The organism is Pseudomonas brassicacearum, from assembly GCF_000585995.1.
GTDB lineage: Bacteria > Pseudomonadota > Gammaproteobacteria > Pseudomonadales > Pseudomonadaceae > Aquipseudomonas > Aquipseudomonas brassicacearum_A.
Genome location: NZ_CP007410.1, coordinates 3120611 through 3140755, shown reverse-complemented (window position 1 = coordinate 3140755; position 20145 = coordinate 3120611). Strand labels below are relative to the sequence as shown.

Below are 20145 nucleotides of genomic sequence, written 5' to 3'. Positions count from 1 at the left end.
CGAAGCCCCTTTTTGACATTCCTGACAAAAACACTGGGTAAACAAGGTCATTTTGTTGGCTCCGCTTGACGTTTAACCGGCAACGGAGCCACAGGAACATGCTGTTCCACATAATTTCACGCTACCCGAGCATCTGACTCAACACCGCCCGCAACTTGCCGGGCTTGAGCGGTTTGTTCAGCAGCGGCGCACCCAATTTGCGCAGGGCGCGGCGGCACTGGTCACTGCGGTCGGCGGTGATGATCACCGCCGGGATCGCCTGGTGAAAATGCTCGCGCAGGTGCTTGACCACCTCACACCCCACCACCCCATGATCCAGGTGAAAATCCGCCAGGATCAGTTCCGGCGCGCGACCTTGCAGCACATCAAGGGCGCCCGCCTCGTCGGTGGCAGTCAGCACGTCGCAGCCCCACTGCCCCAGCAACGCGGCCATGCTTTGCAAAATGCTCAGTTCGTTGTCGATCACCAGCAGGCGGCGGCCCGGTAGCGGGTTGCCAGCAACTGCTTGTACGGGTATCTGAGAGAGGGGTGGCGGTCTTTCGGCTGACAGCGGCACCTGAATGCTGAACACCGAGCCGCGCCCTGGTCGGGAACGCACCTGGACCCGATAGCCAAGGATATGGGCGATGCGCTCGACGATCGCCAGGCCCAGGCCGACGCCTTTGCGATCCGCCGCCCGCCCCACATCCAGTTGGTTGAACTCCAGGAATATCGACTCCAGGCTGTCGGCGGCAATGCCCCGGCCGGTGTCCCAGACTTCCAGGCTCAACTGCCCTCCCCGCCGCCGGGCGGCCAGAAGAATGCCGCCCTGGGCGGTGTAGCGGCAGGCATTGCTGAGCAGGTTGCGCAGGATGCGGGTCATCAGCCGCAGGTCCGTCATGATCGCTTCGTCGCCAAAGTGCGCCCGCAGCTCCAGCCCCGCGGCGCCGGCCACCGATTGAAACTCCGACACCAGCGGCGCCAGTAACTCGTCCAGCCGATACGGTGCCAGGTCGGGCTTGACCGCTGCCTGGTCCAGCCGGGAGATATCCAGCAGGTCGGTGAGCAAATCTTCCGCGCCTTCGAGGGCCTGGTGAGTGCGCTCCACCAGCACCTGCTCGGAGGTCGGCAGCGAACGCTCGCGCAAGGTGGAGATCAGCAAGCGTGCGGCGTTGAGCGGTTGCAACAGGTCATGGCTGGCGGCCGCCAGGTATTTGTCCTTGCTGCGATTGGCGGCCTGTGCGGCGTCCCGGGCATCGCGCAACTGCTGCTCGATCAACTCGCGCTGGACGATCTGTTGCTGCAGATTGTGATTGGCCTCCAGCAGCGCGTCGGTGCGCTCGGCCACTCGTTGCTCCAACCGGTCGTTGAGTTGTTGCAGATGTTGCCGAGCCTGCTCCAGCTCATCGAGGCGCGCCGCCAGCTCCGGATAGTGACTCTTGCGCGTCGAGTGATTGCCCAGCCCCAGCAGCCCCTCCAAGGCTTTTTGCTGCTCGTCAGAGGGCTTCGCCATAAACGACCTCGACATCCCGCTGACTCGACTCCCTAGGGTTGGTGAGGATGCACGGGTCATGCATCGCATGTTGCGACAGGAAGGGAATATCCGAGGTGCTCACCCCGTGCAGGCCCAGGGTTTCGTGGAAACCGATGGTGTGCTTGAGGGCAATCAGGTGTTCCACCAGGCGGGTACGAATCTGCCGATGATTGAGCCCTCGGCAATCGATACCCAGCGTCTCGGCAATCACCTTGAAACGCTCAGGTGCCGAGTTGTAATTGAAGGCCACCACGTGCTCCACCAACACCGCGTTGCACAAACCATGGGGCAAATCCAGGAACCCACCCAGGCTGTGGGACATCGCGTGCACTGCGCCGAGGATTGCATTGGAGAACGCCAGCCCGGCCTGCATGCTGCCGAGCATGATTTTCTCCCGCAGCGCGACGTCCGCCGGATTGGCAATCATTTGCACCAGGTTGCCGTTGATCAGGCGCATCGCCTCCAGGGCATGGGGGTCGGTCAACGGGCCGTGACCGGTGGACACGAACGCCTCGATGGCATGCACCAGCGCGTCGATGCCGGTACAGGCCGACAGGAACGGGTCCATGCTCAGGGTGGTTTCCGGGTCGATCAGCGACACGTCCGGTACCGCCGCCTTGCTGACGATGGAAAACTTCATGCGTTCTTGCTGGTTGGAGATGATCACGAACTGCGACACATCGGCCGAGGTGCCGGCGGTGGTGGGAATCAGGATCAGCGGTGGGCTGGGCATGTACAGCATGTCGACACCCTCGAACTCGAGGATGCTGCGACCATGGGCGACGACGATGCCGATGGCCTTGCCGCAGTCCATGGGACTGCCCCCGCCGACCGCAACGATGACATCGCAATGGTTCTCCCGGTACACCTCGGCACCGAGCATGACTTCTTCGACCCGGGGATTGGGCGAAACGGCACTGTAGAGACAGTAATCGATGGCCTGGGCCTGGAGGCTGGCCTCGACATCGGCCACCCATCCGGCAGCGATCACGCCGGGATCGGTGACGATCAGCACCTTGCGTGCGCCAAACGTCTTGGCGTAATTGCCGACATTGTGCCGGCAGCCGGCACCAAACATGATTTCGGGGGAAACGAACTTGCGCAGTGGACTGAGGCTCATCTTTTCAGGTGCGTGGCTCATCGGTAAGCCTGTTGTTATTGTCTTGGGATACCCTGAGCCTAAAGCATCCTACCGTGATTGCAATCAGACCAATGGGGTAGCCCGGCCTGAGCGCCTCAGGCCGGGCTAGCACTCATCGGTTGGCGAAGTACATCGTCACTTCAAAACCAATACGCAGGTCGGTAAACGCGGGTTTAGTCCACATGGGTCTTTCCTCTTCTTGTACCGGGCGATTCCGGCAAGGTCATTAATGCATGCCCCGTCCAAGGCTCGAATGCTACTTTCGAAGCGGTGGATGGGGTGCGTTGGTACTACTGGAGAGCGAGCATCTGTGGCGAGGGAGCTTGCTCCCGCTGGGCTGCGCAGCAGCCCCCCTATCATCCAGACACAAGAGATGTGAGGGTTCAAAGAGGGGCCGCTTCGCGGCCCAGCGGGAGCAAGCTCCCTCGCCACAGTGTTCACTCAATCGATGTTTCGAGGATTAGAAGAACCCCAACGGATTGATGTCGTAGCTCACCAGCAGGTTCTTGGTCTGCTGGTAATGATCGAGCATCATCTTGTGGGTTTCACGGCCGACACCGGACTTCTTGTAGCCACCGAACGCGGCGTGCGCCGGGTACAGGTGGTAGCAGTTAGTCCACACGCGACCGGCCTTGATCGCCCGGCCCATGCGGTAGGCGCGGTTGATGTCACGGGTCCACAGGCCGGCACCCAAGCCAAATTCGGTGTCGTTAGCGATGGCCAAGGCTTCGGCTTCGTCCTTGAAGGTGGTGACGCCCACCACCGGGCCGAAGATTTCTTCCTGGAACACGCGCATCTTGTTGTGGCCCTTGAGCAGGGTCGGCTGGATGTAGTAGCCGCTCGACAAGTCCCCTTCCAGGTGCTCGGCCGCACCGCCGGTCAGCAGTTCGGCACCCTCTTCCCGAGCGATCTCCAGGTACGAAAGAATCTTGTCGTACTGCTGCTGGGAAGCTTGGGCGCCGACCATGGTGTCGGTGTCCAGTGGATTGCCGCGCTTGATCTTGGCGATTTTCTTCATGACCTCGGCCATGAACGGCACGTAGATCGACTCCTGCACCAGCGCGCGGGATGGACAGGTGCAGACTTCGCCCTGGTTGAAGAACGCCAGCACCAGGCCTTCAGCGGCTTTTTCGATGAACGCCGGCTCAGCCTGCATGATGTCTTCGAAGAAGATGTTCGGCGACTTGCCGCCCAGTTCCACGGTGGACGGGATAATGTTCTCGGCGGCGCATTTCATGATATGCGAGCCGATCGGGGTGGAACCGGTGAAGGCGATCTTGGCGATGCGCTTGCTGGTGGCCAGGGCTTCACCGGCTTCGCGACCGAAACCATGGACGATGTTCAACACACCGGCCGGCAGCAGATCAGCGATCAGCTCGATGAACACAGTAATCGACAGCGGCGTCTGTTCCGCCGGCTTGAGCACGATGCAGTTACCGGCGGCCAGGGCCGGGGCGAGTTTCCAGGCGGCCATCAGCAGCGGGAAGTTCCACGGGATGATCTGCCCGACCACGCCCAGCGGCTCGTGGAAATGATAGGCCGCGGTCAGTTCGTTGATCTCGGCAGCCCCACCCTCTTGGGCGCGGATGCAGCCAGCGAAATAACGGAAATGGTCGGCCGACAGCGGCACGTCGGCATTGAGGGTTTCGCGCACGGCCTTGCCGTTGTCCCAGGTTTCAGCGACGGCGAGGACTTCCAGGTACTGCTCGATACGGTCGGCGATTTTCAACAGCACCAGGGAACGGTCCTGCACCGAGGTCTTGCCCCAGGCGTCGGCGGCGGCATGGGCGGCATCCAGGGCCTTATCGATGTCAGCGGCGCCGGAGCGCGGGAATTCGGCGATGACTTCACCGTTGACCGGCGACGTGTTGGTGAAGTACTCGCCATTGACCGGTGCGACGAATTCGCCGCCAATGAAATTGCCATAGCGCGGTTTGAAGGAAACGACGGCGCCTGGAGTTCCGGGTTGTGCGTAGATCATGATGGGCCTCTGCCTGGTCGATGCCTGTCGCGGGACAGGCGATAGACCGATGGTAGAGAGCCCCGCGCGGCGGACGAATGCGTCGTTGGCAGGGGGGCTCTCGTTATTTGGTCGTAGATTCAGAGCAAGGCATCCGCGAACTTGAACCCATCGCAGATACCTTTGTGGCGAGGGAGCTTGCTCCCGCTGGAGTGCGAAGCGCTCCCCTTACCTCGGTTCATGGCCGAAAAACCTGGCCCGCCGGGTTGGCGACTGCTTCGCAGCCGAGCGGGAGCAAGCTCCCTCGCCACGCTTCAGTGCAGATATCAGCGTTTGGCCACCAGCGCTTTCGGCAACTTGAAGGTCCAGAGCATCCCGCCCTGGTTGAAGTCTTTCACGCGCTTGGCCACCTCGCCGCCCCACAGCGGCACGGCGCCGCCCCAGCCAGAGACCACGGAGACGTATTGCTCGCCGTCCATTTCCCAGGTGATAGGCGAACCGAGCACGCCGGAGCCGGTCTGGAATTCCCAGACTTTTTCCCCGGTCTTGGCGTTGAAGGCCTGCAGGAAACCTTCAGGCGTGCCGGTGAACACCAGGTTGCCCTTGGTGGTCAGCACCCCACCCCACAGTGGCGCGTAGTTCTTGTGGCGCCAGACTTCCTTGCCGGTCTTCGGATCGATGGCCCGCAGCACGCCGATGTAATCCTCGTTCAGCGGCTTGATGGTGAAGCCGGCCCCGAGGAACGCCGCGCCTTTCTTGTAGGCGATGCCTTCGTTCCAGATGTCCATGCCCCATTCATTGGACGGCACGTAGAACAGCCCGGTGTCCTGGTTGTAGGCCATCGGCATCCAGTTTTTCGCGCCGAGGAACGCCGGTGCGACGAACACCGAGCTGCCCTTGGCTTCACTGCCCGGCGCGCCCGGACGGCTGGCCTCGTTGTAGATCGGTCGGCCGTCCTTGTCCAGGCCTGTGGCCCAGGTGATTTTGTCGACAAACGGGAAGCCACGGATGAACTTGCCGTTGGTGCGATCGAGCACGTAGAAGAAGCCGTTACGGTCGGCGGTCGCTGCCGCTTTGATCTCCTTGCCGCCTTCCTTGTAGTTGAACGAGATCAGCTCGTTGACGCCGTCATAATCCCAGCCGTCGTGCGGCGTGCTCTGGAAGTGCCATTTGATGGTGCCGTCGTCCGGGTTCAAGGCCAGACGTGATGAGGAATAGAGGTTGTCGCCAGGGCGCAGGTGGGAGTTCCACGGCGCCGGGTTGCCGGTGCCGAACAGCAGCAGGTTGGTTTCCGGGTCGTAGTAACCGCCAAGCCAAGGGGCGGCACCGCCGGTTTTCCAGAGGTCGCCCGGCCAGGTCTTGCCAGCCTCGCCGCCGGAAATGCCATTTTCAACGGCCTTGCCGTCCTTGTAGACGTAGCCCATATGGCCTTCCACGGTTGGGCGGGTCCACAGCAGTTCGCCGTTCTTCGGGTCATAGGCGCTGATCTGCCCCACCACACCGAATTCGCCACCGGCCACGCCCGTGATCAGCTTGCCATTGACGATCAGCGGTGCGGCGCTGATGGAATAACCTTCCTTGTGGTCGGCGACCTTCTTGCTCCACACCACTTTGCCGGTGTCCTTGTTCAGGGCCACCAACTTGGCGTCGAGGGTGCCGAAGAACACCAGGTCGCCGTACAACGCTACGCCACGGTTGATCACGTCGCAGCAAGGGCGGATGTCATCGGGCAGGCGCGCATCGTACTGCCACAGTTTCTTGCCGGTACGCGCATCCACGGCAAACACCCGCGAATAAGAGCCAGTGAGGTACATCACCCCGTCCTTGATCATCGGCTGGGCTTGCTGACCGCGCTGCTTTTCGCCACCGAAGGAAAACGCCCAGACCGGACGCAGGTCCTTGACGTTGTCGGTGTTGAGGGTATCGAGCGGGCTATAGCGCTGGCCCTGGACGCCCAGGCCATTGGTCACGATCTGCTCGGGGTTCTTCGGGTCCTGGAGAATTTCCTGATCGGTCACGGCGGCCAGGGCCGAACCGGACAGCAGCATGGCACTGAGCAGCAGGCTCACGGCGAACGGTTGGCGACGTGCGGGATGACTCATGACGGCTACCTCTGCGGTTATTGTTATACCCGGGAAATTTTCCCGGTCTGTCGCAGATTCTTGGCCCCAGGGCCGCTGGCAACAATTGCCCGCTGTGTTGAGTTTTCTAGTTCCTTGGTACATGTGAGGCCGTTGCACACAGCCCCGTGGCGAGGGAGCTTGCTCCCGCTGGGCTGCGAAGCGGCCCCCTTCGCGCGCCTGACTATCGGTGTTGTTGCAGATTTTTAGGGCCGCTGCGCGCCCCAGCGGGAGCAAGCTCCCTCGCCACAGGACTTCATACAGCCAGGACTATTGCGCTGGGGCATCCACCCGCTTCATCCCCGCTCGCTCGTAGCGCGGATAGAGATGGCTGACACTGCGAATCAGTTCATAACGGCTCAGGCTGATCCCGGCGAAGCGTTCGGGGATAGGGCTGCGGATCATCTCGGCCATGTCGTCGCCGCGGACCGCGCCGTCGCGCATCAGTTGGTCGAGCCAGCCCAGGTAATCGCGCATCTGCGCAAAGGGCTTGGCGTCAGTCGCCACCGGGCCGTGGCCGGGCACGATCTGCTTCCAGGGCAAGGCTTGCAGGGTATCGAGGTCGTTGAGCCAGACATCCAGCCCCGGGCTGTTGGGGGTGGTCAAGGCGCGCTCGTAGAACACCAGGTCGCCGGCGAACAGCACGCCAGTGGTTTCGTCGAGGATCGCCAGGTCGGCCCCCGTGTGCCCGGCCAGTTGCAGCAGTCGCAACGAGTGATTGCCCACCTTCAGCACGCCGGGCTCCAGTACCTGGGTTGGCAACACCACCTCGGTACCGCGCATCCAATCGCCCACCAGCCGGTACATGTTCTCTGCCATAGCGTCGCCTTGCTGACGCAGCAGGTCGGTGGTCCCGGCCAACGCGCCGATGGGCACGGCGCTGAAGGCCTGGTTGCCCAGCACATGGTCGGGATGATGATGGGTCAGCAGCACCTGGACCACCGGCTTATCCGTGGTCGCCGCGATGGCCTGGCGCAGGGCTTCGCCGTAGCGCTTCGATGGGCCGGTATCGATCACCACCACACCGGCATCGGTGACGATGAAAGCAGTGTTGACGATATTGCCGCCGTTGGCCTTGGCAAAGTTCTCGGTGCTGCCTTCCAGCAGCCAGGTGCCCTCGGCGATCTGCCGGGGCTTAAGTGCATAGTCGGTATTGGCCCAGGCTGGCCCGCACAGGCTCAAGAAAATCAGCAACAACCAGCGCATGGCGCGCTCCTTGTGGTTCAGGGGATCGCCGCCTCGAACGTGTTGCCGCCGTTGTCGCGCAGCACCAGGCGGGTTTTTCCTGGGCCTTGGATGTCGAAGCCCAGGTTGGGGTTTTCGCTGACCGCCGGGAACAGCTCAAGGCGCGCGAGCACCTGGCCGTCGGCGTCCAGCAGTTGGGCCTGGTTGAGGAAGAACTCAGGAATGCCGCTGACCAGGCCGTTATCCATCGGATGGGTCACCTGCAGGCGCAGGCGACTGGTTTCACCGCGGGGATAACGGGCTCCGAGCACTTCGCCCAGGTGTTCTTCCCACCCCGGTTGGGTGCGCACCACGCTGGGCGCAGTGCAGCCGCCACCGGCCGCGTCGATCAGGGTCGAGCCGACGTGCCACAGACCATCACGGGTCTGTACCGCGGCGCGCAGTGGCGTGGCTTGTTCGATACGAATCCGGATCGACAACCAGGGCAGTACCCGCTCTCCCGGTTGGAAGTCGACGATTTTCGGCAACGGGTTCAACTCGGCCCAGGCCAGCACTCGGACCACGTCACCGGTGAAAGCCCGGGCATCGATTTCCAGGGGCACCTGGCGCGCATCTTCGGCAAAGGGTGGCGCCAGCAATCGGACCCGGTCGTCGAACACGAACGGCGCGTCGCCGAGCAGTTGCTTGTGATAGAAGGCCCACATCACCGAGGGCACCGGATCCTTGCCCGGTTCGGCCGCCGCCAACGCGATCAACGGCAGGCCGCACCACAGCAGGCACCACACGACCCATTTCATCCCTGCGCTCCTATTGATACATCTCGGGCACGTCGTAACGCAGGCCGTAATGGGCATAGACGCTCTTGACGCTGCCATCGCGGATCAAACCTTCCAGCGCTTCTTCCACCGCATAGGCCAGCTGTCGGTTGCTTTCATGCACCGCCATGCCAATTTCCCAACGTTGCTTGCCCATGTTCGGGTAAGCATTTTCCGCCAGCGCCAGTTGCGGATCGGCAGCCTCGTGGACCTGCCAGTCGATTTCCCCGCGCATGGCCATGACGGCATCAATCTCCCCGGCCTGCATGGCGCTGAAGGCCTGGCTGACACCGGGGTAATGACGTGTCTTGCCGCTGAGCATGCCGTTGAACACCGACGTCAGGTAGAACGACGGCACGCTGTCGACTTCCACGCCAATCGGGTGCTGTTGGAACACCGCGACGCTGCCCACCGAGTCCAGTCGACGGCGGTCGTATGCCACCTGCCAGCATTCCTGCTGATAAGGCCCGAACATCACCACCTGGGCATTGGCCAACTCGCCGACGTCGTTGCGCCTTTGCACGTAGTCGTGGTCATAGGGCACGCGCATCATCAGGTCGGCCAATTGCCGGTCGTGCAACGGGCTGCTGCGCCAGATGTAATCGCGCAGGTCGTCATCGAGTTTTTCTCCCGGCGGCGCCCAGATCAATTGCAGGCGCACGCCAAGCGCTTTGGCCAGCGCCTGGGCCAGCTCCACGTCCACGCCTCTGGGTTGGCCGTTGTCTTCAAAACTGTAAGGTGCGAAATCCTTGTAGACCGCCACCTTCAACTCACCGGCGGCGATCATCTCGTCGTAGCTGCGCACCTGCGCCTGTACCGCCTGACTGAACAGCAGCAGGCTGCAGATTACCCATGCGAACAGGCGCATGGCGATCACTCCTCGACGTGCACGCTGTCGAGATAGGTGCGCACCGCCCACAGGGCTTCCTGGCTCAGGTAGTCGGCCATTTTCGGCATGTAGACCCGGCCGTCGCGCACCGCACCGTGACGTACGCGTTCGACGAACCATTCGTCCCCGGCTTCGGCGGCGTCCAGCATCCGCAGGTCTGGGGCAATGCCGCCGGACTTGGCTTCCAGGCCATGGCACGCGGCGCAGTTCTGGTTATAGGCCGATGAGCCGATTTCCAGGGCCCGATCACGCTCGGACGAAGTGCGATAGGGGTTTACCGTAGCCCAGCCGTCGCCGTCCACGGCCACTCCGGTGTCTTTGATCGGGGTCAATCCCTTGGTTTCCACTGCCTGGGGCACTACGTTGCCATGGGCCCATACGGAGCCTGCGCCGGTCAGCCCCATCAGCAATGCGGTAGCGATGATGGCGTTGCGTTTTGTTGTCATTGTTATGCCCTCTGGATTGCACGCAAGACCTCTGTGAAGAAGCCGTGCCGTCATCTTAGGAAGCCCCCTGCCCCAGCCGAATGCTGCTTTGGTGGCCGCGCTCTACTCCCTTGGTAGCGGGTCATCCGACGCGGGTCGCAAAGACAGGCGGTTCGGGAAGTCTTCCCGGCAAGGGCGGGACTTTTTCCGTATCGGCCGGGACCGTCGCGAACCAACCTAGTCAGGCCAAAACCTTCACTGGGAACTGCACCATGACAATAAAAACGCAACCTGCCCTCTCGTCCTTGACCGTTGCCGTGCACGCTTTGCTATTGGCCGGCAGCCTGTCGTTGAGCCCACTCGCCAACGCCGCCACAACTCCAGGGGTCACCTGGGAAGACATCGCCAACGACCACCTGAGCACCAAGGACGTGCTGCAATATGGCATGGGCACCAATGCCCAGCGCTGGAGCCCGCTGGCCCAGGTCAATGACAAGAACGTGTTCAAGCTCACGCCGGCCTGGTCCTACTCGTTCGGCGATGAAAAACAGCGCGGCCAGGAATCCCAGGCCATCGTCAGCGACGGCGTGGTGTACGTCACCGGCTCCTATTCGCGGGTGTTCGCTCTTGACGCCAAGACCGGCAAGCGCCTGTGGACCTACAACCACCGGCTGCCGGACAACATTCGTCCGTGCTGCGACGTGGTCAATCGCGGCGCAGCCATTTATGGCGACAAGATCTACTTCGGCACGCTGGACGCGCGCGTGGTCGCCCTGGATAAAAACACCGGCAAGGTGGTGTGGAACAAAAAGTTCGGCGACCACGCCGGCGGTTACACCATGACTGGGGCTCCGGTGCTGATCAAGGACAAGACCAGCGGCAAGGTGTTGTTGATCCACGGCAGTTCCGGCGATGAGTTCGGCGTGGTCGGGCAGTTGTTCGCCCGCGACCCGGACACCGGTGAAGAAGTCTGGATGCGGCCCTTCGTCGAAGGCCACATGGGCCGCCTCAACGGCAAGGACAGCACCCCGACCGGCGACGTCAAGGCACCGTCCTGGCCCGACGACAAAACCACCGAAACCGGCAAGGTCGAGGCCTGGAGCCACGGCGGCGGCGCGCCTTGGCAGAGCGCCAGTTTCGATCCCGAGACCAACACCATCATCGTCGGCGCGGGCAACCCCGGGCCGTGGAACACCTGGGCCCGCACGGCCAAGGACGGCAACCCCCACGACTACGACAGCCTCTACACCTCCGGCCAGGTCGGCGTCGACCCGAGCACGGGCGAAGTGAAGTGGTTCTACCAGCACACGCCCAACGACGCCTGGGATTTCTCCGGCAACAACGAGCTGGTGCTGTTCGACTACAAGGACAAGGACGGGAAAGTGGTCAAGGCCACCGCCCACGCTGACCGCAATGGTTTTTTCTACGTGGTGGACCGCAACAACGGCAAGCTGCAGAACGCCTTTCCCTTCGTCGACAACATCACCTGGGCCAGCCACATCGACCTGAAGACCGGTCGTCCGGTTGAAAACCCCGGCCAGCGTCCGGCCAAGCCACTGCCCGGTGAAACCAAGGGCAAACCGGTGGAAGTCTCGCCGCCGTTCCTCGGCGGCAAAAACTGGAACCCCATGGCCTACAGCCAGGACACTGGGCTGTTCTACGTCCCAGGCAACCAGTGGAAAGAGGAATACTGGACTGAGGAAGTGAACTACAAGAAAGGCTCGGCCTACCTGGGCATGGGCTTTCGCATCAAGCGCATGTACGACGATCACGTCGGCAGCCTGCGGGCGATGAACCCCACCACCGGCAAAGTCGTCTGGGAGCACAAGGAGCCATTGCCGCTGTGGGCCGGAGTGCTGGCGACCAAGGGCAACCTGGTGTTCACCGGCACCGGCGACGGCTTCTTCAAGGCTTTCGACGCCAAGACCGGCCAGGAACTGTGGAAATTCCAGACCGGCAGCGGCATCGTCTCCCCGCCCATCACTTGGGAGCAGGACGGCGAGCAGTACATCGGCGTGACCGTCGGCTATGGCGGTGCCGTGCCGTTGTGGGGCGGCGATATGGCTGAGCTGACCAAGCCGGTGGCCCAGGGCGGGTCGTTCTGGGTGTTCAAGATTCCGAGTTGGGATAACAAGGTGGCCCGCCAATAAACCTTGTGGGAACGAGCCTGCTCGCGATGGCGGTGGTTCAGTTGGCAGTGATGTTGAATGTGCCGACGGCTTCGCGAGCAAGCCCGCTCCCACAGGGGTTGTATGGCGTGCACAGCATCTGTGTCCAACGAGATCAAATGTGGGAGCGGGCTTGCTCGCGAAAGCGATGGACCAGTTAGCGGTGATGTTGAATGTCCCACCGCTATCGCGAGCAGGCTCCCACAGCCAACCGAGTTTACTGTCATGAGACTTCTGCCTCTGCTGCTTCTGTTCATCGGCGTCCATGCCAACGCCGACGAGACCGAAACACCGCTGACCATCAACGGCTGCATCATCGCCGAATCCAGCCAATGCCCCGGCGCCGACCTGCGGGGGGCCCGGCTGGCCAACCAGGATTTGCGCAAAATGAACCTCAGCGGTGCCGATCTGCGCGATGCCGACCTGCGGCACGCGCGGCTGGACCTGGCGAATCTGGAACGAGCCCGGTTGCAGGGCGCCAACCTGAACCGTGCCAGTCTGCAACAAAGCAACCTGCGCCTGGCTGACTTCACGGGCGCCTCGCTCAAGGCGATCCAGGGTTGGGGCCTGTTCGCCCAGGGTGCGCAGTTCCAACGTGCCGACCTGAGCGCTGCGTACCTTCAGTTCGCTCGCCTGTCCGGGGCTCGCTTACACGATGCCAACCTGCAGGCCGCCGACCTGGAAATGGCCTGGTTGAGCAAGGCCGACCTCAAGGGCGCCGACCTGCGCGACGCCAACCTGCAAGAAGCCAAGTTCGGCGAAAGCAACCTGGAACAGGCCAACCTGAGCGGCTCACGTCAGCATTATGGGAACTTCCAGGATGCGAATATGGAAGGCTGCACGGGGTGCCCGATGTCTTGGGATCAGTAAGGATTGCCACACAACGCCGTGGCGAGGGAGCTTGCTCCCGCTGGGCTGCGCAGCAGCCCCAAAACCAGGCACCTCCGTAGGACAGTTTGATTGAGTTGGCCGGGTAAGGAGGGGCTGCTTCGCCGCCCAGCGGGAGCAAGCTCCCTCGCCACAGGGGATCGCCATTCCCTTCACCCCGCCACCCGCACCACCCCCATATCAATCCCCAAATGCACCAGCTCGGCATGGGAACTGACCTGCAGCTTGCTCTTGAGCAGCGTCAGGTGGTTGGACACGGTCTTGGCGCTGATGCACAGCTGTTCGGCAATGGTGCGCGCGGGGGTGCCCTTGGCGAGCATGACGAAGATCTCCAGCTCACGTTGGGTCATGCATTGCAGGCGTGGATCGGTGTTGTGCCGGGAGCTGGTGCAAGCCAGTTGCGTGGCCAGGGACTGCTCGATGTAGGCATGCCCGGCCAGCACTCGCCGTACCGCTTCCACCAGCACTTGGGGGGCCGAGTTCTTGGTCAGGTACCCGGCGGCACCGGCGTCCAGCGCCTGGCGGACCAACGGCAGCTCATCGTGCATGCTGAAAAACAACACCCGCAGTTGCGGCAGGCGCTGGCGCAGCCGTCGGGTGGTTTCCAATCCGCTGATACCGGGTAGGCCGAAGTCCATGATCACCAGGTGCGGCACCTGTTCCTGCACCTGGTTCAACGCCTCTTCGCCCGTTGCCGCCTCCCGTACCTGCAAGTCCGGCATCAGCGCCCGCAAAAGGCTGGCATAGCCCTGCCGAACCACCGCATGGTCGTCCACCAACAAGATGTTCATCGCGCCTCCAGGGGAATATTCAAGGCCAGCGCCCAACCGGCGCCAGGCTGGCTGATGATGCGCAGCTCGCCGCCCAGGCTGCGGGCCCGTTCGGACATCGAGTGCAAACCAACGCCTGCACGGGCGGGCTGCGCCGCACCGCGGCCATTGTCACGCACCAGCAAGCGCAAGCGCCCGGCGCGGTGTTGCAGGCGGATCCGCACCTCAGTGGCGCTCGCATGGCGGGCAATGTTGGTCAGGGCTTCCTGCAACAAGCGATACAGATGGGTCTTGTCCGGCCCCGACAACGACGGCAGCGCTTCGTCGATCCGCAGCTGACAGGCAATGCCCTGGGTTGCCTGCCATTGTCCGGCCAACAAGCCGATGGCCTCGCCCAACGGCAGGTGCTGTAGCACCACCGGATACAGGTCATGCACCAGCGCGCGGAAACCCTGCTGCAGATGTTCGCAATGATCCTCGAGCTGGCTGACGGTGTGCGCCAACGTCTGCGGCTGATCCATCACCAGGCGCAACAGACAGGCCCGGGCGCGAATACCCGCCACGTATTGGCCGAGGTCGTCGTGCAGGGTCTGGGCCAACTGGGTGCGCTCCTGTTCCTGCACGGCCAGCAGCGCTTGGGTCAGCCGGGTGTTATCGATCCGCGACTGGGCCAGGGCGGCGGTCATCCGGTTGAAATGCCCTGCCAGTTGCTGCGCCTCCGGGACGCCTTCCGCCGGCAGGCGCACCTGGAGATTGCCGGCGGACACCTGACGCAGCGCGTGCAGCAATTCATCCAGCAAACGCATGCCCCGGCGCACCGCCCAACGAATCACCAGCAAACTGAGCAGCAGCGCCAGGGCGCAGACACCCAGCAACTGCACCAATGAATCGAGGATTTCCTCGATTTCGTCTCGAGGATCCACCGCCATCCAGGCCCGCCGACCGTCACGCAAATCCACCACTTGGGCCGCCGGGCCGTCAGCCAGTAACCGACGACCGAGCCAGGCTTTCACCCCCTCGTCGGCATCCACAGGGAGCAACTCCCCAGGGGCCAACCAACGGACACGCACATGCCGCAGGCTGCCGGTCAGCCGCGGCTGGAGACTGGCTGGGTCACGCTCGGCGGTTTCGCGCAGGTAATGCACCACGGACTCGGCCGATTGCAGTTCGCGCTTCACATCGGCCATGGCCTGATGCAACAGCAAGGCTGCGCAGGCCAGGGTGACCAGGGCGAAAAACGCCGTTACCCAGAGGTTGATTCGCCAGAGGGCCGACATGGTTAGCGGCCCATGGCCGGGATGAAGTCACACCCCCAACGCCGGACACAGATCCCCTGTGGGAGCGGGCTTGCTCGCGAAAGCGGTGGATCAGCTTGCATCGGTGTCGACTGTACTGCCGTCTTCGCGAGCAAGCCCGCTCCCACAGGACGCCCAGGTTGTTTGCAGGTTCTGTGTCCATCACACATCCCTTGCTTGCCAGACAACCGATCGACCCCGATCAGGCTCAGGACCAACAACGCCGGCAGAAGCAGGGCTTTGAGAATCCGCACCATCTGTCCGCTCCTGGTGAATGACGATTGCCTGCATCGTAAAACCCCAACCCCGGCGGCGGTTTACTACCTTGGTACTGCCCCGGCGGTACTTTCTGCATATTTCCCCTTGGCCACAGGCTTCCTATGCTGGCGCTACCGGCAATGGAGGTGGTATGCGCAGGCTTCTCAGTTACGCCTTGATCCCTCTGCTGGCTGCGGCCAGTGGCTGGCTGCCGGCCATGGTCCAGGCGGGCGATGCGGCGCCGTTGCAAGTGCGCATCGGCTACCTGGGCTATCGTCCCGACCCGGGGCCGCTGCTGTCCAACGTGATTGCCGAACCTGCCGATGCCGGGTTGCGTGGTGCCGAGCTGGCGATCATCGACAGCAACAGCACCGGGCGTTTTCTCAAGCACGATTACCGCCTGGAAGGCGCCAACGTCGACAGCCCCGAAGCACTGCTCCAGGCCGCCCGCAGCCAACATGACCAAGGCCTGCGGCTGTTCGTGGTCAATGCGCCAGCCGCGAGCCTGCGCCAGCTCAGCGCCGCCCTGCCCGACAGCCTGCTGTTCAACGCCGGCAGCCCCGACGACAGCCTGCGCACCACCGATTGCCTGGGCAACGTACTGCACAGCTTGCCCGACCGGGCCATGCTCGCCGATGCCCTGGTGCAGTTCAGCGTGGTGCGCAAATGGCAACGGGCCTTGCTGATCGTCGGCCAGACACCCGAGGACCAGGCCTATGCCGCCGCCCTGCGCCGAGCCATGAAGCGCTTTGGCATGAAGATCGTCGCGGAAAAAGCCTGGCAGTTCGACAACGACCAGCGCCGCAGCGCCCAGGCCGACATGCCGTTGTTCACCCAGACCGCCGAATACGACGTAGTGCTGGTCGCCGACGAGCGCGGCGACTTCGGCGAATACGTGCCTTACCAGACCTGGTACCCACGCCCGGTGGCCGGCACCCAAGGCCTGACCCCCACCGCCTGGCACAAGACTGTGGAAACCTACGGCGCGGCGCAGCTGCAAAAACGCTTCGAAGCCCTGGCCGGACGCTGGATGAACGACCGCGACTTCGCCGCCTGGATCGCCGTGCGCAGCATCGCCAGCGCGGTAAGCAAGCTGCGCCAGGACGATCCGTTCGCCATCCGCCAACTGGCCCTCAGCGACCAATTGCCACTGGACGGTTTCAAGGGCCGCAAGCTCAGCTACCGGCCCTGGAACGGCCAACTGCGCCAACCGATTCCCCTGGTCCAGCCGCGCGCACTGGTCAGCACCTCACCCCAGGAAGGTTTTCTGCACCCCACCAATGAAATGGACAGCCTGGGCTACGACCAGCCTGAAGTGAGCTGCCGTTACCCCTGATCGATAACAACAATAAGGAAACCGCCATGCGCCGCCCCCTGCTCCACCCGGCCCTGTTCTGCCAAAAGGCCCTGTTGTGCAAAGCCTTCGCCCTGGGCGCTGCGCTGCTCGTCGCCGGCCCCGCCGCTGCCAGCATTGCCTGGGTTTCCAACGAGAAAGACAACAGCCTGAGCCTGATCGACATGCAGAGCCTGGCAGTCATCGAGACCCTGCCGGTGGGCCAACGCCCCCGAGGCCTGTTGCTGTCCCATGACAATAGTTTGCTGTACATCTGCGCCAGCGATTCGGACCGGGTCCAGGTGATGGACGTCGCCACCCGCAAGATCATCAAGGAACTGCCCTCCGGCAAGGATCCGGAGCAATTCGCCCTGCACCCCAACGACCGTTGGCTCTATGTGTCCAACGAGGACGATGCCCTGGTCACGGTGATCGATACCCAGACGTCTGAAGTGCTGGGCCAGATCGGCGTGGGCGTCGAACCCGAAGGCATGGCCGTCAGCCCCGATGGCAAGTGGGCGGTCAACACCAGTGAAACCACGAACATGCTGCACTGGATCGATACCAGCACCCAGACCTTGGCCGACAACACCCTGGTGGATCAGCGACCCCGTTTCGTCGAGTTCAACCGCGACGGTTCGCAGCTCTGGGCCTCGGCGGAAATTGGCGGCACCCTGACGATTCTCGACGTGGCCACGCGCAAAATCCTCAAGACCCTGACGTTCCAGATCAAAGGCGTGCACCCCGACAAAGTGCAACCGGTGGGCATCAAGCTCAGCGCCGATGGCAAGCTCGCGTTCGTGGCCCTGGGTCCGGCCAATCATGTGGCGGTGATCGACGCAAAGACCTTCGAAGTGCTGGATTACCTGTTGGTGGGTCGCCGGGTCTGGCAACTGGCGTTCACCCCCGACCAGCGCCAACTCCTGGCCACCAACGGTGTGAGCGGCGATGTCTCGGTAATCGATGTAGAGAGCCGCAAAGTGCTCAAGTCGATCAAGGTCGGGCGCTACCCCTGGGGCGTGGTGGTGACGCCATGAACGCGCTGCAGGTCAGTGAGCTGAGCTTTGCCTATGGCTCGCGCGAAGCCCTCAAACAGGTGAGCTTCAACTTGCCCGTCGGCGGCTTCGCAGCGCTGCTGGGGCCCAACGGGGCCGGCAAGTCGACGCTGATTGCCCTGCTCACGCGCCTGTACGACGTGCAACGCGGCGACATTCTGGTCGGCGGTCATTCGTTGCAGGACTCACCGCGAGCGGCCCTGCGCCAGTTGGGCGTGGTGTTTCAGCAGAGCACCCTGGACCTGGACCTGAGCGTCGAGCAAAACCTGCGTTATCACATCGCGCTGCATGGTTTGTCGCGGCGTCAGGGCAGCGTCCGGATCGATGCCGAACTGGCCCGCCAGCAACTGACAGAGCGACGCCACGAGCGCGTGCGCGACCTTAACGGCGGCCATCGGCGCCGGGTGGAAATCGCCCGGACCCTGTTGCACGAACCGCGCCTGTTACTGCTGGACGAACCCAGCGTCGGCCTGGATCCGGCCAGCCGCCTGGCCCTGGGGCTGCACGTTCGGCAACTGTGCGAGGAACAGGGTATCAGCGTGCTCTGGACCACCCACCTGCTGGACGAAGTGCGGCCCAGCGACAACCTGTTGATTGTGCATCAAGGCCGCCTGGTCGCCAGTGGGCGTGCCGACGCCGTGAGCCTGGAACACGGCGGCACCCTCGGTTCAGCCTTCACGCACTTGACCACCTCGGGAGTCCAGCCATGAACGCGTACTGGCATTGTTTCAGCGGCATCGTCATGCGCGAATGGCTGCGCTTCGTGCTGCAACGCACGCGGTTGCTCAGCGCCCTGGTGCGGCCGCTGCTGTGGCTGCTGGTGTTCGCCGCCGGTTTTCGCGCGGCACTGGGCATCGCGATCATCGCGCCCTACGACACCTACATTCCCTACGAGGTGTACATCGTGCCCGGGTTGGCCTGCATGATCCTGCTGTTCAACGGCATGCAAGGTTCGTTGTCGATGGTCTACGACCGGGAAATGGGCAGCATGCGCGTGCTGCTGACCAGCCCCCTGCCCCGGGCTTTCCTGCTGGCCAGCAAGTTACTCGCGACCTCGCTGATTTCGCTGCTGCAGGTCTACGCCTTCCTCGCCATTGCCTGGCTGTACGGCATCCAGCCACCGACCATGGGCTTGCTGCTCGCCTTACCGGCCCTGCTGCTGGTGGCCCTGATGCTCAGCGCCCTGGGGTTGCTGCTGTCCAATGCCATCCGGCAACTGGAGAACTTTGCCGGGGTGATGAATTTCGTGATCTTTCCGATGTTCTTCCTGTCTTCGGCGTTGTACCCGCTGTGGAAGATGCTCGAGGCCAGTCCCTGGCTGTATTGGCTCTGCGCGCTCAGCCCCTTCACCCATGGCGTGGAGCTGGTGCGTTTTGCGCTGTATGAGCAGTTCAACCTGTTGGCGATGGCGGTGTGCGTGGGCTTGACGCTGGTGTTTGCGCTGCTGGCGGTGTGGACGTTCAATCCGCAGCATGCGGCGTTGCGCAAGGCGGGTTGAGCCAGCCAGCGCCAATCCCCTTGTGGGAGCGGGCTTGCTCGCGAAGACGGCGGCACATTCAACATGGATGCAAGCTGACTCACCGCTTTCGCGAGCAAGCCCGCTCCCACAGGGTTTGTATGCCCCCTGCATATGCACAGCGCTACCCGAAATTACTACTTTAGTACCGGTTTTCCTGTCTATGGTCGCATTCACAAGACCTCAACCCTGGCATGTAATGGGCGCATAACAAAAAGGATCAATCCTATGCCCCGTTTACTGGCGATGCTCTTGCTGGGCCTGGCGCTGAATGTCGCCCAGGCCGATACACAGCTGTTTTCCCCGCAGGGCTACCGTGTCGCCCAGTACCGCAGCCCGACGCCAGCTTCCGTTGACGGCGCGCAGACCCTGGACACCCTGGCCTTGCAACGCCTGCTCGGGCAAGCGCCGCCTCCGGTCCTGATCGACGTCTACCGTCGGCCCTGGGTCCAGGGGCAGTTCATCGAAAATGAGCCCCACGCCAACCTTCCCGGCAGCCTGTGGCTGGCCAATACCGGTGACGGTGACCTGGACGCCACTTGGCAGGATTACTTGACCTATCACCTGCGCAAGGCCACCGCCGGGCGGGTGGATCAACCGCTGGTCTTTTATTGCCGCTCTGATTGCTGGTTGAGCTGGAACGCGGTAAAACGCGCCGCTGCCATGGGCTATAAGCATGTGTATTGGTATCGCGATGGCCTCGATGCCTGGGAGGCGGCCAACCTGCCCTTGCAAGCGGCCCGCCCCGAACCCTTTCCCTGACCTTACAAGTGCGCACAACTGCCCTGCCCCTATGACAATAACGAGGTGAATG

General features: G+C 62.9%; 18 protein-coding genes. 7 read left to right on the top strand and 11 right to left on the bottom strand.

The features are described 5' to 3' along the window. Positions 1-121 precede the first annotated feature (121 nt). The 9 genes from CD58_RS13660 to pedF all read right to left on the bottom strand — a co-directional run bounded on the left by CD58_RS13660 (position 122) and on the right by pedF (position 10069). Positions 122-1492, bottom strand: coding sequence for a hybrid sensor histidine kinase/response regulator (locus tag CD58_RS13660; protein WP_025213557.1), 1371 nt, complete (start codon positions 1490-1492; stop codon positions 122-124). After that, positions 1476-2633: an alcohol dehydrogenase-like regulatory protein ErcA gene (ercA, locus tag CD58_RS13655; RefSeq protein WP_144238653.1), complete on the bottom strand. Its 1158-nt coding sequence runs from the start codon at positions 2631-2633 to the stop codon at positions 1476-1478. Before ercA ends, CD58_RS13660 begins: the two co-directional genes overlap by 17 nt. 133 nt (positions 2634-2766) lie before the next feature. Beyond that, positions 2767-2838: a pyrroloquinoline quinone precursor peptide PqqA gene (gene pqqA, locus CD58_RS29260; protein WP_003253598.1), complete on the bottom strand. Its 72-nt coding sequence runs from the start codon at positions 2836-2838 to the stop codon at positions 2767-2769. 276 nt (positions 2839-3114) lie between these two features. Further along, positions 3115-4635: an aldehyde dehydrogenase family protein gene (locus tag CD58_RS13650; protein ID WP_025213555.1), complete on the bottom strand. Its 1521-nt coding sequence runs from the start codon at positions 4633-4635 to the stop codon at positions 3115-3117. Between the two features lie 305 nt (positions 4636-4940). Beyond that, positions 4941-6716 (bottom strand): PQQ-dependent methanol/ethanol family dehydrogenase, encoded by a 1776-nt coding sequence (locus CD58_RS13645; RefSeq protein ID WP_025213554.1) that lies wholly within the window; start codon positions 6714-6716, stop codon positions 4941-4943. A gap of 288 nt (positions 6717-7004) precedes the next feature. After that, the gene (locus CD58_RS13640; protein WP_025213553.1) at positions 7005-7940 is read right to left on the bottom strand and encodes a quinoprotein relay system zinc metallohydrolase 1; all 936 of its coding nucleotides are present in this window, start codon (positions 7938-7940) and stop codon (positions 7005-7007) included. Between the two features lie 17 nt (positions 7941-7957). Beyond that, complete coding sequence (locus tag CD58_RS13635; protein ID WP_025213552.1) at positions 7958-8716, bottom strand: quinoprotein dehydrogenase-associated SoxYZ-like carrier; 759 nt, start codon at positions 8714-8716, stop codon at positions 7958-7960. Between the two features lie 10 nt (positions 8717-8726). Beyond that, entirely contained in the window at positions 8727-9602 is an 876-nt protein-coding gene (locus CD58_RS13630) for a substrate-binding periplasmic protein (RefSeq protein WP_025213551.1), read from the bottom strand. A 5-nt stretch (positions 9603-9607) separates the two neighbouring features. Next, complete coding sequence (gene pedF / locus CD58_RS13625) at positions 9608-10069, bottom strand: cytochrome c-550 PedF (protein WP_025213550.1); 462 nt, start codon at positions 10067-10069, stop codon at positions 9608-9610. 251 nt (positions 10070-10320) lie between these two features. On the opposite strand from pedF, the gene exaA reads away from it, so the two are divergent. Next, positions 10321-12198 (top strand): quinoprotein ethanol dehydrogenase, encoded by a 1878-nt coding sequence (gene exaA / locus CD58_RS13620; RefSeq protein WP_025213549.1) that lies wholly within the window; start codon positions 10321-10323, stop codon positions 12196-12198. Between the two features lie 243 nt (positions 12199-12441). Further along, positions 12442-13086, top strand: a complete 645-nt coding sequence (locus CD58_RS13615) for a pentapeptide repeat-containing protein (protein WP_025213548.1) — start codon at positions 12442-12444, stop codon at positions 13084-13086. Between the two features lie 170 nt (positions 13087-13256). Here CD58_RS13615 and CD58_RS13610 read toward each other — a convergent pair whose 3' ends face one another. Beyond that, positions 13257-13895, bottom strand: a complete 639-nt coding sequence (locus tag CD58_RS13610) for a response regulator transcription factor (protein WP_025213547.1) — start codon at positions 13893-13895, stop codon at positions 13257-13259. After that, entirely contained in the window at positions 13892-15151 is a 1260-nt protein-coding gene (locus CD58_RS13605; RefSeq protein WP_025213546.1) for an ATP-binding protein, read from the bottom strand. Before CD58_RS13605 ends, CD58_RS13610 begins: the two co-directional genes overlap by 4 nt. A gap of 427 nt (positions 15152-15578) precedes the next feature. Here CD58_RS13605 and CD58_RS13595 point away from each other — a divergent pair, with 427 nt between their 5' ends. From CD58_RS13595 to CD58_RS13575, 5 genes are all read left to right on the top strand, one after another. Further along, positions 15579-16763, top strand: coding sequence for an ABC transporter substrate-binding protein (locus tag CD58_RS13595; protein ID WP_025213544.1), 1185 nt, complete (start codon positions 15579-15581; stop codon positions 16761-16763). A gap of 26 nt (positions 16764-16789) precedes the next feature. After that, positions 16790-17797, top strand: a complete 1008-nt coding sequence (locus CD58_RS13590; protein ID WP_049866951.1) for a YVTN family beta-propeller repeat protein — start codon at positions 16790-16792, stop codon at positions 17795-17797. Beyond that, complete coding sequence (locus tag CD58_RS13585) at positions 17794-18525, top strand: ABC transporter ATP-binding protein (RefSeq protein WP_025213542.1); 732 nt, start codon at positions 17794-17796, stop codon at positions 18523-18525. The genes CD58_RS13590 and CD58_RS13585 overlap by 4 nt, the downstream gene beginning before the upstream one ends. Then, entirely contained in the window at positions 18522-19313 is a 792-nt protein-coding gene (locus CD58_RS13580) for an ABC transporter permease (RefSeq protein ID WP_025213541.1), read from the top strand. The genes CD58_RS13585 and CD58_RS13580 overlap by 4 nt, the downstream gene beginning before the upstream one ends. A gap of 246 nt (positions 19314-19559) precedes the next feature. After that, positions 19560-20093 carry a PQQ-dependent catabolism-associated CXXCW motif protein gene (locus CD58_RS13575; RefSeq protein WP_038436637.1) on the top strand — a complete coding sequence of 178 codons (534 nt, stop codon included), beginning with the start codon at positions 19560-19562 and terminating at the stop codon, positions 20091-20093. Positions 20094-20145 lie beyond the last annotated feature (52 nt).

What these genes read in the sequence shown, in the direction of transcription:
- CD58_RS13580 (WP_025213541.1), top strand. Translation starts at nt 18,522, where the DNA reads ATGAACGCGTACTGGCATTGTTTCAGCGGCATCGTCATGCGCGAATGG.
- ercA (WP_144238653.1), bottom strand. Translation starts at nt 2,633, where the DNA reads ATGAGCCTCAGTCCACTGCGCAAGTTCGTTTCCCCCGAAATCATGTTT.
- CD58_RS13575 (WP_038436637.1), top strand. Translation starts at nt 19,560, where the DNA reads ATGCCCCGTTTACTGGCGATGCTCTTGCTGGGCCTGGCGCTGAATGTC.
- pedF (WP_025213550.1), bottom strand. Translation starts at nt 10,069, where the DNA reads ATGACAACAAAACGCAACGCCATCATCGCTACCGCATTGCTGATGGGG.
- CD58_RS13630 (WP_025213551.1), bottom strand. Translation starts at nt 9,602, where the DNA reads ATGCGCCTGTTCGCATGGGTAATCTGCAGCCTGCTGCTGTTCAGTCAG.
- CD58_RS13595 (WP_025213544.1), top strand. Translation starts at nt 15,579, where the DNA reads ATGCGCAGGCTTCTCAGTTACGCCTTGATCCCTCTGCTGGCTGCGGCC.
- CD58_RS13615 (WP_025213548.1), top strand. Translation starts at nt 12,442, where the DNA reads ATGAGACTTCTGCCTCTGCTGCTTCTGTTCATCGGCGTCCATGCCAAC.
- CD58_RS13585 (WP_025213542.1), top strand. Translation starts at nt 17,794, where the DNA reads ATGAACGCGCTGCAGGTCAGTGAGCTGAGCTTTGCCTATGGCTCGCGC.
- CD58_RS13610 (WP_025213547.1), bottom strand. Translation starts at nt 13,895, where the DNA reads ATGAACATCTTGTTGGTGGACGACCATGCGGTGGTTCGGCAGGGCTAT.
- exaA (WP_025213549.1), top strand. Translation starts at nt 10,321, where the DNA reads ATGACAATAAAAACGCAACCTGCCCTCTCGTCCTTGACCGTTGCCGTG.
- CD58_RS13635 (WP_025213552.1), bottom strand. Translation starts at nt 8,716, where the DNA reads ATGAAATGGGTCGTGTGGTGCCTGCTGTGGTGCGGCCTGCCGTTGATC.
- CD58_RS13660 (WP_025213557.1), bottom strand. Translation starts at nt 1,492, where the DNA reads ATGGCGAAGCCCTCTGACGAGCAGCAAAAAGCCTTGGAGGGGCTGCTG.
- CD58_RS13590 (WP_049866951.1), top strand. Translation starts at nt 16,790, where the DNA reads ATGCGCCGCCCCCTGCTCCACCCGGCCCTGTTCTGCCAAAAGGCCCTG.
- CD58_RS13645 (WP_025213554.1), bottom strand. Translation starts at nt 6,716, where the DNA reads ATGAGTCATCCCGCACGTCGCCAACCGTTCGCCGTGAGCCTGCTGCTC.
- CD58_RS13650 (WP_025213555.1), bottom strand. Translation starts at nt 4,635, where the DNA reads ATGATCTACGCACAACCCGGAACTCCAGGCGCCGTCGTTTCCTTCAAA.
- CD58_RS13640 (WP_025213553.1), bottom strand. Translation starts at nt 7,940, where the DNA reads ATGCGCTGGTTGTTGCTGATTTTCTTGAGCCTGTGCGGGCCAGCCTGG.
- CD58_RS13605 (WP_025213546.1), bottom strand. Translation starts at nt 15,151, where the DNA reads ATGTCGGCCCTCTGGCGAATCAACCTCTGGGTAACGGCGTTTTTCGCC.